Source organism: Bacillus sp. FSL R5-0439 (assembly GCF_038008805.1).
In the GTDB taxonomy this organism is placed as follows: Bacteria; Bacillota; Bacilli; order Bacillales; family Bacillaceae; genus Bacillus; species Bacillus safensis.
In genome coordinates this window covers 20,307-32,618 of the sequence record NZ_JBBOZW010000001.1, presented here as the reverse complement: position 1 = coordinate 32,618, position 12,312 = coordinate 20,307, and the positions used below count along the sequence as shown (strand labels likewise).

Genomic DNA, 12,312 nt, shown 5'->3' with positions numbered 1-12,312 from the left:
ATTAAATAATAAACTTTTCAATTACAATTAAAGCTGCTACGCCTGGAATACCCAATAAACCACTAATTCCACTCGTTACAGGATTAATAGAGACATGTAATCCTAGACTCTCGCCAAATAGGTTGAGGCAAAATAAAAAAAGAGCGCCTGCCACAAACTTCACTCCGATAAGCCCTAACCATTTGAATGGATTCGCCTGCACACCTGACATAAACAACAATAGCACAGCCAGCAAAATTGACCCAATCACAATAACAGGTTCCATAATCCTCTCATCCCCTCTTCATATGAATAGTACAAGCATATGAGAAGATTATGTACAATAGACCTGCTATTTCCAGTTGTTTAGACGTAAATTCCTCTTTTTCGCTTCTCTCAGATAGAAAAAGTACTTCGCTTGAGCAAGCTTTAATTCGAATAGAATGTCCGGTGAAGGCTCAACGCTATTTGCGACAAGCTTTTTTTGTCTGTTCCATTCTTCTTTTTGCTTAAAAAGCTGTTGAATTAATTTCTCATCGAATTCTTTTCGAATTGATTTTCTGCGAAGAAAACCCATGTACCGTACTTCTCCTTCCTACATCTCACGTCTGCCTTCTAGAGCCTTAGACAGTGTGACTTCATCCGCATACTCTAAATCTCCGCCTACTGGAAGTCCGTGAGCAATGCGAGAGAGTTTAATTCCTGATGGTTTTAACAATCTGGAGATATACATGGCTGTTGCTTCTCCTTCAATGTTTGGATTGGTTGCAAGGATCACCTCTGTCACTTGATCGTCTTGCAGTCTTTTTAATAGGTCAGGAATTTTAATATCCTCTGGACCAATTCCGTCCATTGGCGAAATGGCACCATGAAGCACATGATATAAGCCGTTGTATTCTTTCATTTTTTCCATTGCGATTACATCTTTTGGATCCTGCACTACACAGATAACAGATTGATCTCTTCTTGTATCTTCACAAATATAGCAAGGATCTTGGTCTGTAATATGACCGCATACAGAACAATAAGTTAAATTACGCTTTGCATTTACAAGCGCCTTCGCAAAATCTAGTACGACATCTTCCTGCATACTAAGAACAAAAAAAGCCAGACGGACCGCAGTTTTTGGTCCGATTCCTGGCAATTTCATAAAGCTGTCAATCAGCTTTGATATTGGTTCAGGATATTGCATCTTCAGTTATTCCTCCTAGAATAAACCTGGCATGTTCATTCCTTTTGTGAATTGACCCATCGTTTCATTCGTTAGCTCATCGACTTTTTTCAATGCATCGTTTGTCGCAGCAAGAACAAGATCTTGAAGCATATCGATATCTTCTGGATCAACAACTTCTTCATTAATTGCTACATCAACGACTTCTTTTTGTCCATTTACTTTTACAGTGACCATACCGCCACCAGCTGTACCTTCAAGAACTTTTTCTGCAAGCTCTTCTTGAGCCTTTGCCATATCCTTTTGCATTTTTTGCATTTGTTTCATCATTTTTTGCATATTTCCCATTCCACCGCGCATATGAACACCACTCTCTTTCATTTTTATTAATCTTTAATTTCAATTAAATCGGTTCCTACTAATTTCTTTGCTTCCGCAATCAATGGATCCTCTTCAGTAGAAGTTCCCTGACCATCTGCTTGTTCATCCGGCTGATGATCTCTTAAAAATTCTTCTCTTATTTTACCCCATTGAGCGTCAGGAACGCCAACTAATTCCACTCTTTTTCCTAACATAGACTCTAGCAGTTGTTCAAGATTGGTTCGAACACCGCTTTTATCTTCAGCAACCATTTTACAATGTATTTCAAACTTGAATTTTAAAACAAAGGCATGCGAAGCAGCCGCAACTGGCTCACTGTCCGTTAATAACGCAGCGTGAGACACTTTATTCTGCTGTTTCAACTGGGCAAGGAGCTCTCCCCATTTGCCTTTAATTTTTTCTAACTCAGGCCGTTTCGCTTCTTTTAGAATCTCATGAATTCGGCCGACAGGAGCACGATAGCCATTTTTGTTACTCGTTTGTGGTCGAGGCGCTTCCTTTTTTTCTTGAGGGCTATGAGATGGAGACATTGGTACCCCTTCGGCTCTTAGCCTTGAGAGTTCCTGTTCCAGCCTGTTTATTTTATCTGTTAGCGCCGTTAAATCAGCGTCAGCATGACCTTGTGTCAATCCTGCTGTTGACTGACACAGCTTTACAACCGCTACCTCAAAGAAAATCCTAGGATGATTTGTCCATTTCATTTCTTGGTGGCTTTTATTCAGGACTTCAATTGTTTCATACAGAAACTGAGGTGTCACACGATCTGACAGTGCCACGAAACTTTCGTCGACCTTTACCTTTTCAAGGACACCCTCGAGATCTGGTGCCGTTTTATAAAGCAGCATATCTCTAAAGTAAAAAATCATATCCTCTATTAATTTAGCAGCATCTTTCCCCTGCTGAAGCAATTCATTTAATGTATCTAACGCTGTGGCAATATTTTGATCAAAAATTGCTTCAGCAAGCTGACTAATGAAATGCTGAGATACAGCACCTGTAATGAGCAGCGCATCATCAATTGTCAATTGTTCACCACTAAATGAGATCGCTTGATCTAAGAGACTTAGTGCATCACGCATACCGCCATCAGCTGCACTAGCAATAATCTCGAGCGAGCCCTCCTGTACGTTTAGGCCTTCTGCATCTACAATTTTCTCCATTCTTCCAACAATATCTTTGGTCGTGATTCGTTTAAAATCAAATCGCTGACAACGAGATATGATGGTAAGAGGAATCTTATGAGGCTCTGTGGTAGCCAAAATAAAGATACAATGAGCAGGCGGTTCTTCCAGCGTTTTAAGGAGGGCATTAAATGCACCGATAGAGAGCATATGTACTTCGTCTATAATATAAACCTTATATGTAACCGCCGAAGGAGCAAATTTCACTTTATCACGTATATCTCGGATTTCATCTACCCCGTTATTCGAGGCAGCATCTATTTCAATCACGTCTGAAATTGAACCATTTGTAATTCCTTTACAGGCATCACATTCATTACACGGCTCACTAACAGGTGACTTTTCACAGTTCACTGCCTTTGCAAAGATTTTGGCAGCACTTGTTTTACCTGTTCCTCTAGGACCTGAAAATAAGTAAGCATGAGAAAACTTTTTCTGCAAAAGGGCATTTTGCAACGTTTTTGTGATGTGTTCTTGTCCAACAACATCCTCAAAAACTTGAGGTCTGAACACTCGATATAAAGCTTGATAACTCACAAATACGCCCTCCTCCATTTATCATCCTTTTCATTATACATGATGCACCGATCAATTCAAAAGCACACCTTTATTTTCTAATATGCCAAAAAGATGATTTCAATTATAGAGTTTCTACTTTTCATGCATTAAAAACGTATTTTCTAGCTTTGTGAAAAGACCTGAAACCCCAAAAAGAACACCAGTTCCTGTTACAATTAGTGAAAAAAACAAATGGCGCCAAAAAGACTTTTTATCTATTTGTATAACTAAAGCAGTTGAGCTATCCTTTGAACAGCAACAAAAAACTCACCTAGATAAACTAGATGAGTTACATTTAATATTGATTTACCGTGCACCTTCTGTCGATTCGCTACCCCAAGCGTTACTTAAACAGTTAGCTCGGCCCAGGCAACCCTGCGGCACATGAGAGGTTTCACTTAATGCTGCTTCCTTCCGGACCTGACATGGTTCATGAATTCCCATTGCGCAGGACCCAGACGTCAACACCACTTATTTAAGGCAGACCTTGAAGTAAACGAACCTCGAGAAGGGATTCGGCCTCGCTAGAGCGGATTGCGAGTACAGGGCACCGCTACCTCCCCGCTTAGCACGGCAAAATGAATATTAAATTGTTAGTGACGCAGACATAAGTATACCTTCTTATAGCTCAAATTGCAAACGACATCCATTCATTTACTTTTGGCTTGTTTCTTTCGCTGACGGAGGTTTCGGAAGAACTGACTTAACAGCTCACCACACTCATTTTCAAGTACACCACCGATGACCTCAGACTGATGATTAAACCGTTCATCATCCAATAAATTCATTAAAGTACCTGCACATCCACCTTTTGGATCGTATGCACCAAAAACAACCTTTTTCACTCTAGAAAGAACAATAGCACCTGCACACATTGGGCATGGTTCAAGCGTAACGTAAAGAACAGCATCTTCTAAACGCCAGCTCCCTGTCGCTTTACATGCTTCATCAATAGCAAGTAATTCTGCATGTGCAATTGAACGCTGCTCACTTTCCCTTAAATTATGAGCCCGGCTCACGATTTGGTCATCAACAACTATGATGGCACCAATCGGCACTTCTCCTATTTGTTCTGCTTTTAAGGCTTCGGAAATGGCTTCTTGCATAAACTGTTCATCTTTCGTCATGGCACGGCTCTCTTTTCATGTTTTTTAAAAGGAAATTGAGGTTAACATATTATCACAATCTTTTAAAGGGGGTCTTAATTTGTCAAAGCACCAAAAGGCGCTGCTTATTATCGATATGATTAATAATTTTGATTTTGAAATGGGACATGTGCTTGCAGAAAAAACAGAGCAAATGACCAATAAAATTTTAGCTCTTAAAGAACATGCTTTCAAGGAAAATTGGCCAATCATTTATATCAACGATCACTACGGACTTTGGAAGGCTGATATCCAAGCTGTTCTGGAAACATGCAAAAACGAAAGAAGCGCTCCTATTTTAGAGAAAATGACACCATCTAAAGATAATTACTTCTTAATTAAACCTAAGCATTCTGCCTTCTACGGTACTGCACTAGAGACACTCTTAAATGAATTAGGTGTTGAGGACATTATTCTAACTGGAATTGCCGGGAACATATGCGTTTTGTTCACTGCAAATGACGCGTACATGCGAGAATACAATCTAATTGTACCTAAAGATTGTATCGCTTCAAACGACGACAGGGATAACGACTACGCTTTAACGATGATGGAGAACGTCCTTCTAGCAAAAATCACCACCGCTAAGGAAATCACGAATGAAAATCAAACATGATTTAGCCATAACCCTCATAAATTGTTAGCAATAACAAAGGGGGCGTTGACTATTCAAATTTATGTTGTCAAAAGAGGAGATACTTTAAACGATATTGCCATGCGTTTTAAAACGACAGTCAATGAAATCATCCGTACTAACGAAATCGAAACACCAAATCAACTCGTCATTGGACAAACAATTGTCATTCCAATTAGAGGTCAATTTTATGAGGTCAAACAAAATGACACACTATATCAAATTGGTAGACGGTTTCAAATCTCAGTGGAAGAGTTGGCACGTGTGAACAGAATTCGACCTGAAGCGATACTACCTATTCGCTTCTTGCTCTATATTCCACAAAGACCGAAAAGGAACATTAATTCCAATGCTTATATTGAACCACGTGGAAATCAAGTCAGTGAAAACTTAAAGCAGGCAGCCAGAGAGGCCTCCCCATACTTAACCCATTTAGACGTCTTTAGTTTTCAAGCACAAAGAGATGGGACGCTACGAGAATCACCTTTAGACCAACTACCCCAGATTGCCGCTCAGAACAGAACTGTATTAACCATGGTGGTGACGAATCTAGAGAATGAAAAATTCAGTGATGAACTTGGCCGTATTCTTTTAACTAATCAATCTGTCAAAACGGCATTTTTAAATGAAATTGTTCGTGTTGCCAAGAAGTATCAATTCAAGGAAATCCATTTTGATTTTGAATATTTACGCCCTGTTGATAAAGATGCTTATATTCAATTTTTAAGAGAGGCAACAGCTCGTTTCCATCAAGAAGGATGGACAATATCTGTTGCACTTGCACCAAAAACAAGTAGTCAGCAAAAGGGCAAATGGTATGAAGCCCATGACTATGAAGCGATCGGTAAGATCGTCGATCATGTTGTGTTGATGACCTATGAATGGGGATACAGCGGCGGCCCTGCACAAGCTGTCTCTCCAATTGGACCTGTCCGCCAAGTCATTGAATATGCACTAACTGTCATACCAGCCAATAAAATTGTAATGGGACAGAATTTATATGGCTATGATTGGACACTTCCTTTCGTCCAGGGCGGCCCGATCGCCAAAGCCGTCAGTCCTCAACAAGCAATTGCACTTGCTAGACAGCACAATGTCTCTATCCTATACGACGAAACAGCACAAGCACCTCATTTTCGTTATACAGATGCCAATAACAAAGATCATGAAGTCTGGTTCGAAGACGCTAGGTCGATTCAAGCAAAATTCAACCTCATTAAAGAGCTAAATTTGAACGGAATCGCTTATTGGAAATTAGGTCTATCTTTCCCACAAAATTGGCTCTTATTATCAGATCAATTTAATATTGAAAAAAGAACGACATCGTAATCCATTCACTCTATCTATTAGAAGGGGTATGGTACAATATACATTGGTTTGACAACTTTAACTTTATAGATAGAGGAGAACGCCTATGTATCCTGCCCCTTTTATTGCAGTGGAAGGCCCAATTGGAGCCGGAAAAACAACTTTGGCTACAATGCTTGCAAAGGAATTTCAATTTCCTTTAGTAAAAGAGATTGTAGAAGAAAATCCATTCTTAGATAAATTTTATGAAGATATGGAACAATGGAGCTTTCAGCTTGAGATGTTCTTTTTATGCAATCGGTTCAAACAGTTAGAATTAATTGAAGAAAACTATGTGAATAAACAGCAGCCGGTTGTCACTGATTATCATGTCTATAAAAATATGATATTTGCAGAAAGAACATTATCAAAAAAGCACATGGATAAATACAGAAAGATCTATCACCTGCTAACAGATGATCTTCCTAAACCAAATGCCATGATCTATATAAAAGCCAGCCTTCCAACCTTACTTGAAAGAATACAGATGAGAGGACGCTCTTTTGAAGAAGACATTGACCCAGCTTATTTAAAAACACTCATTGAAGATTATGAGCTGGCCATTGAACATTTAAAACAGACTGAGCCAGGGCTTCCTATCATTACAATTGAAGGAGATCATACAGACTTCGTTTCCTCACAGCAAGATTACCAGCAAATTGTACAGAACATAAAGGAGCAAGTGCTATGAACAAGATCGAAATACCAAAGGACGCAGTCATCACAATTGCCGGGACTGTTGGTGTCGGCAAATCCACTATGACCAAAACAATAGCAGACAAGCTAGGGTTTCAAACGTCTCTTGAAAAAGTAGATGATAACCCATATTTAGAGCCTTTTTATTCAGATTTCCAAAGATGGAGCTTCCACTTACAGGTCTATTTCCTGGCTGAGCGTTTTAAGGAGCAAAAGCGGATTTTTGAATCTGGCGGAGGATATGTACAAGATCGTTCCATTTATGAGGACACTGGCATTTTTGCAAAAATGCATGCGGACAAAGGTACGATGTCTGAGGTCGATTATGAAACATATACAAGCCTATTTGAGGCGATGGTGATGACACCTTACTTCCCTCACCCTGATGTCCTCATCTATCTGCACGGGGATTTAGATCATATTTTACATCGTATTGAAGAACGCGGCAGAGAAATGGAAACTCAAACTGACCGGGCTTATTGGGAAGAAATGTACACTCGATACACAGAGTGGATCGAACAATTTGATTTATGCCCAGTGATTAAAATTAATATTGAAGATTACGACCTACTTCATGATGAAAGTTCACTTGATCCCATTCTTCATGAAATAGCTTCTGTTATTCAAAAAAATCGCTCTAAAACAAAATAAAAAAAACCGCTGCATTCGCGAAATGCAGCGGTTTGACAATTTCCAATTTTTATGCTTGCGTTTAATTCAACTAAGGTAAAAAATCAATATGGCGGAGGAAGAGGGATTCGAACCCCCGCGGGCTTTGACACCCCTGTCGGTTTTCAAGACCGATCCCTTCAGCCGGACTTGGGTATTCCTCCGTATCGACAAGAATTAATATACCATATCATTTTATTTGAAGTCAACATCTTTTCGAAAAAAAATTTCAATTTGTGATTTCGGCATGATATTTGCCTATAAAAAAGCAGCCATTGATGGCTGCTCCAGATTGTTGACAAAGGGCTAAAATGATTTTGATTTTAGCCCTTTGTCTTCTTTTCAGCGTGATAGAAAACCTTTGCAGTCTAGGAAGGGCGAGCACCGGAGCGGAGCGAATTTGACATTCGTGAGCACCGAAGCGCAGACCTGACACCGAATGCGAGGGTTTGTCTACACGCTGAAGCAGCCATTGATGGCTGCTCTTGATCTATTTCGTATCCTGTCTCATTTCTTCAATAAACTGATTCATCTCTACTTTAAACTCATTTAATGATTCAATAATCTTCGTAAAGTCTGTCACTTGTTCGGCTTGTTCATTTGTTGAGCTGCTGATTTGTGAGATGTTTTCAGACAAAGTGCCAATGCTGTCTTGGATTTCTTTTAAAAATGTATTAATGGTTTCAGCCGCTTCCTTCGAGCCATCTGATAATTTACGCACTTCATCAGCCACGACAGCGAACCCTTTTCCATTCTCACCTGCTCTTGCGGCTTCAATTGCAGCATTTAAACCTAGCAGATTTGTTTGTCTAGCAATCCCGCCAATGGTTTTGACGACTTCTTCAATATTCGCAGATTTCTCTTCTGCTCTTCCTGCCTGTTCGCTTATTTCTAAACTTGTGGCAGCCAGCTCTTGTGAATGTGCAGCAATTTGCTCAATTCCACCTTGGAGTTCTTTCGCTACTTTATTGATTTGCTCCATATAACCGCTTAATTTTTTTTCACGATGATATGTAAATGCCACTAAAAAAGAGCCAATTACTTTTCTATCTTCATCAAAAATCGGGTAACCTTTTACAGCAACTTCATAACCATATAGTGATTCTGGTAAGTAACCGTCATATTCTTGTCCTCTTAATGTCGTCGCCACATTTTGGTCTTCTGGGTTCAATGGGTCCCCAACTTTCATACCAAAATCTATTGTGTTAGACGGGTAATAACAAAGTACCTTCTCTGTATCCGTGATACCGAAAAGAATACTTTCATCTAGTACCTTTCTAAGTAATTGAGCCATTTCAACATAATAGTCAAGCCTATTCAAGATTATTCCTTCTTTCCTAGAAGCTTTTACTCTTTTTATCGGCTAAATTCAGGAAAACTGTAGGACTTTTGGTAAAAAGAATAAGATGCCTTGATGGCATCTTATTTCATCACTTCTTTATTTCCCATGTAAGGACGCAGCACTTCAGGAATGATTACTGTTCCATCCTCTTGTTGATAGTTTTCTAAAATAGCCGCTACGGTTCTTCCTACCGCTAATCCAGATCCATTTAATGTGTGGACATGTTCTGGCTTCGCTTTAGGCTCCGGACGGAAACGAATGTTTGCACGTCTTGCCTGGAATGCTTCGAAGTTACTGCAAGAAGAAATTTCACGGTACGTATTCTGGCTCGGAATCCATACTTCGATATCGTATTTTTTCGCAGCTGTGAAGCCTAAATCTCCCGTACACATGCTCATGACACGGTATGGCAGGTTCAATAGCTGAAGCACTTTTTCTGCTTGATTTGTTAGTTTCTCTAATTCTTCATAAGAATCTTCTGGTCTGACAAATTTCACGAGCTCTACCTTGTTAAATTGATGCTGACGGATGAGTCCTCGTGTATCTCTGCCGGCAGATCCAGCTTCTGATCTGAAGCAAGCACTGAATGCTGCATAGTTGATTGGCAGCTGTTCACCATCGAGGATTTCATCACGATGCATGTTGGTAATCGGCACTTCAGCTGTTGGAATGAGGAAGTAATCTTCTTCGCGAATTTTAAAGGCATCCTCTTCGAATTTTGGAAGCTGACCAGTTCCTGTCATGCTCGCTCTGTTGACCATATAAGGTGGAAGCACTTCAGTAAAACCAAACTCATCCACATGTAAATCAAGCATAAAATTATACAATGCGCGCTCTAAGCGTGCGCCAAGCCCTTTATAAAAAACGAAACGGCTTCCTGTCACTTTTCCTGCACGTTCAAAATCAAGGATGTTGAGCTCATCAGCTACGTCCCAATGTGGTTTTGGTTCAAATGAGAAAGCTGGCTGTTCGCCCCATTTTCTCACTTCCACGTTGTCGTCTTCTGTTTCACCAACTGGTACAGAGTCATGAGGGATATTTGGAATTGAGAACAGGATGTGCTGCAGGCTTTCTTCTACTGTTCTTAGCTCATCATCCAGCTTCTTGATCTCATCTCCTACCTCTCGCATTTCTTGAATAATGTGATCGGCATCTTTCTTTTCTCTTTTTAGAACGGCTACTTGCTGTGATACTTCATTTCTTCGGCTCTTTAATTCTTCTGTTTTCCCGATTAATTCTCTTCTTTTTTGATCTAGCTCACCAAACTTATCAAAATCCGCTAAATCTTCGCCTCGGTGTGCTAATTTTTCTTTGATTTGATCAAAGTCCGTGCGCAGTTGTTTAATATCCAGCATGTATAACACTCCTTTTTTATCGAAAAATAAAAAGAGCCCTCATCCCATGAAAGGGACGAGAGCTCTCGCGTTGCCACCCTGATTGAAAACATGCAGAAGCATGCTTCCCTCTTTCCTCTGTAACGGTATCACCGTAAATGCTTACTTCTCTTGTTTCAGCATTTCGCTCAAGGATGGATTCAGAATGCATCTTTCACCGATTCTCACCAACCATCGGCTCTCTGAGAAAGAGGGGCTTCTTACTATTTCCCGTCAACGCTTTTTCGATCTTTGATTGTGTTTTTAATGTACTATAAGTTTTATCTCTTTTCAACCGTTTTATACAGCAAGCTTCGTTTTGTAGGACTTCACCATATCAACAAACAGCTGCGTTAACCGGTGATCGTCTGTCAGCTCTGGATGAAAAGAGCAGCCTAGGATATTGTTTTCCTTCGCCATCACAATCCTGCCATCATATTCGGCCATGATTTCTACGCTATCATCTGCGCTGATGATATGAGGCGCACGGATGAACACCCCTGTAAACGGCGCATCCAGTCCTTTTACTTCTAAATCTGCTTCAAAGCTGTCTACCTGTCTGCCAAAAGAGTTCCGTGCAACAGATACATTTAACACTCCAAGATGAGCATCTTCTCGATCCTCGATATGCTTTGCCAGCATAATCAAACCGGCACATGTACCGAAAATCGGTTTCCCTTGAGCAGCGAACGCTTTGATCGGATCAATGAATTGGTACGTATCCATGAGTCTTCTCATCGTCGTACTTTCTCCACCAGGGATAATCAAACCGTCAACGGATTCTAGCTCTTCTACTCGTTTGATGATCTTTCCTTCTGCTCCGCAGGCTTCAATTGATTGAATATGCTCTCTCACCGCTCCTTGAAGCCCTAGTACACCAATTGTCAGCATGTTCGTTTGCGCTCCCTTAATTACCAGCCACGCTCTTGCATACGTTCTTCTGGCAGTAGATTTGAAATTTCAATTCCTTTCATAGCTGTTCCAAGCTCTTTTGAAAGTTCTGCAATGAGACGATAATCAGTGTAATGAGTTGTTGCTTCAACAATCGCTTTGGCGAATTTAGCTGGATTGTCTGATTTGAAGATACCAGATCCGACAAATACACCGTCTGCTCCAAGCTGCATCATTAACGCAGCATCTGCTGGTGTTGCAACGCCTCCAGCTGCAAAGTTCACAACTGGCAGCTTGCCATCTCTTTTGATTTGCAGCAATAATTCATAAGGCGCGCCAAGGTTTTTGGCTTCTGTCATCAGTTCATCTTCACTCATGGCTGATACTTTACGAATCTGAGCATTGACCTTTCTCATATGACGAACAGCTTCTACAATGTTGCCTGTCCCTGGCTCTCCTTTTGTACGAAGCATAGAAGCGCCTTCTGCGATACGGCGGGTTGCCTCACCTAAGTCGCGGCATCCACAGACAAAAGGTACTGTGTATTCATTTTTATTTAAATGGAATTCTTCATCTGCGGGCGTCAGCACTTCACTCTCATCGATATAATCAACACCAAGTGCTTCAAGAACACGAGCCTCGACGATGTGGCCGATACGTGCTTTTGCCATGACTGGAATCGTTACGGCATTTTGTACTTCCTCTACGATTCTTGGGTCTGCCATACGGGCAACACCGCCTGCTGCACGGATATCAGCTGGTACTCGTTCTAGTGCCATGACTGCCACCGCACCTGCTTCTTCTGCAATTTTTGCCTGCTCCGCATTGACGACATCCATAATGACGCCACCCTTTTGCATTTCTGCCATTCCACGTTTCACTCGTTCAGTTCCCTTATTGCTCACAATAGTTTCCTCCCATTTGTCTATTCGATTAATTCAACAT

Annotated in this window: 13 protein-coding genes, 1 tRNA gene, 1 other RNA gene, 1 pseudogene and 1 other annotated feature; of the genes and pseudogenes, 4 read left to right on the top strand and 12 right to left on the bottom strand. The window is 40.6% G+C overall.

Translation table 11 applies throughout. From position 1 onward, the window contains the following. Window position 1: 1 nt before the first annotated feature. The 7 genes from NST59_RS00160 to tadA form a co-directional block, all read right to left on the bottom strand. Complete coding sequence (locus NST59_RS00160; protein ID WP_034284261.1) at window positions 2-265, bottom strand: pro-sigmaK processing inhibitor BofA family protein; 264 nt, start codon at window positions 263-265, stop codon at window positions 2-4. Between the two features lie 66 nt (window positions 266-331). Continuing rightward, window positions 332-556 (bottom strand): YaaL family protein, encoded by a 225-nt coding sequence (locus NST59_RS00155; protein WP_024425764.1) that lies wholly within the window; start codon window positions 554-556, stop codon window positions 332-334. Window positions 557-574: 18 nt separating this feature from the next. After that, window positions 575-1,171, bottom strand: coding sequence for a recombination protein RecR (recR, locus tag NST59_RS00150; RefSeq protein WP_003218094.1), 597 nt, complete (start codon window positions 1,169-1,171; stop codon window positions 575-577). A 15-nt stretch (window positions 1,172-1,186) separates the two neighbouring features. After that, window positions 1,187-1,510 (bottom strand): YbaB/EbfC family nucleoid-associated protein, encoded by a 324-nt coding sequence (locus NST59_RS00145; protein ID WP_008342011.1) that lies wholly within the window; start codon window positions 1,508-1,510, stop codon window positions 1,187-1,189. Window positions 1,511-1,536: 26 nt separating this feature from the next. Continuing rightward, window positions 1,537-3,249 (bottom strand): DNA polymerase III subunit gamma/tau, encoded by a 1,713-nt coding sequence (gene dnaX / locus NST59_RS00140; protein ID WP_064498738.1) that lies wholly within the window; start codon window positions 3,247-3,249, stop codon window positions 1,537-1,539. Window positions 3,250-3,579: 330 nt separating this feature from the next. Beyond that, window positions 3,580-3,844: signal recognition particle sRNA large type (ffs, locus tag NST59_RS00135), an RNA gene on the bottom strand. Between the two features lie 76 nt (window positions 3,845-3,920). Next, the gene (tadA, locus tag NST59_RS00130) at window positions 3,921-4,397 is read right to left on the bottom strand and encodes a tRNA adenosine(34) deaminase TadA (RefSeq protein ID WP_034284264.1); all 477 of its coding nucleotides are present in this window, start codon (window positions 4,395-4,397) and stop codon (window positions 3,921-3,923) included. 79 nt (window positions 4,398-4,476) lie between these two features. Here tadA and NST59_RS00125 point away from each other — a divergent pair, with 79 nt between their 5' ends. The 4 genes from NST59_RS00125 to NST59_RS00110 all read left to right on the top strand — a co-directional run bounded on the left by NST59_RS00125 (window position 4,477) and on the right by NST59_RS00110 (window position 7,743). After that, window positions 4,477-5,031, top strand: a complete 555-nt coding sequence (locus NST59_RS00125) for an isochorismatase family cysteine hydrolase (RefSeq protein WP_039175857.1) — start codon at window positions 4,477-4,479, stop codon at window positions 5,029-5,031. Window positions 5,032-5,130: 99 nt separating this feature from the next. Continuing rightward, window positions 5,131-6,378: a glycoside hydrolase family 18 protein gene (locus NST59_RS00120; RefSeq protein WP_411210666.1), complete on the top strand. Its 1,248-nt coding sequence runs from the start codon at window positions 5,131-5,133 to the stop codon at window positions 6,376-6,378. Window positions 6,379-6,463: 85 nt separating this feature from the next. Beyond that, window positions 6,464-7,087, top strand: a complete 624-nt coding sequence (locus tag NST59_RS00115) for a deoxynucleoside kinase (RefSeq protein ID WP_039175853.1) — start codon at window positions 6,464-6,466, stop codon at window positions 7,085-7,087. Beyond that, window positions 7,084-7,743, top strand: coding sequence for a deoxynucleoside kinase (locus NST59_RS00110; protein WP_039175851.1), 660 nt, complete (start codon window positions 7,084-7,086; stop codon window positions 7,741-7,743). The genes NST59_RS00115 and NST59_RS00110 overlap by 4 nt, the downstream gene beginning before the upstream one ends. Before the next feature lie 89 nt (window positions 7,744-7,832). Here the strand turns inward: NST59_RS00110 and NST59_RS00105 are convergent. From NST59_RS00105 to pdxS, 5 genes and pseudogenes are all read right to left on the bottom strand, one after another. After that, window positions 7,833-7,925, bottom strand: a tRNA-Ser gene (locus NST59_RS00105). Between the two features lie 326 nt (window positions 7,926-8,251). Continuing rightward, window positions 8,252-8,587 (bottom strand): annotated as a pseudogene (locus NST59_RS19145) (methyl-accepting chemotaxis protein); the annotation flags it as partial. Between the two features lie 596 nt (window positions 8,588-9,183). Next, entirely contained in the window at window positions 9,184-10,458 is a 1,275-nt protein-coding gene (gene serS / locus NST59_RS00095) for a serine--tRNA ligase (RefSeq protein ID WP_039175845.1), read from the bottom strand. A gap of 48 nt (window positions 10,459-10,506) precedes the next feature. Then, window positions 10,507-10,723 (bottom strand) — a binding site (T-box leader). Window positions 10,724-10,776: 53 nt separating this feature from the next. After that, entirely contained in the window at window positions 10,777-11,367 is a 591-nt protein-coding gene (gene pdxT, locus NST59_RS00090; protein ID WP_059375792.1) for a pyridoxal 5'-phosphate synthase glutaminase subunit PdxT, read from the bottom strand. Between the two features lie 20 nt (window positions 11,368-11,387). Further along, window positions 11,388-12,272 carry a pyridoxal 5'-phosphate synthase lyase subunit PdxS gene (gene pdxS, locus NST59_RS00085; protein WP_039175840.1) on the bottom strand — a complete coding sequence of 295 codons (885 nt, stop codon included), beginning with the start codon at window positions 12,270-12,272 and terminating at the stop codon, window positions 11,388-11,390. Window positions 12,273-12,312 lie beyond the last annotated feature (40 nt).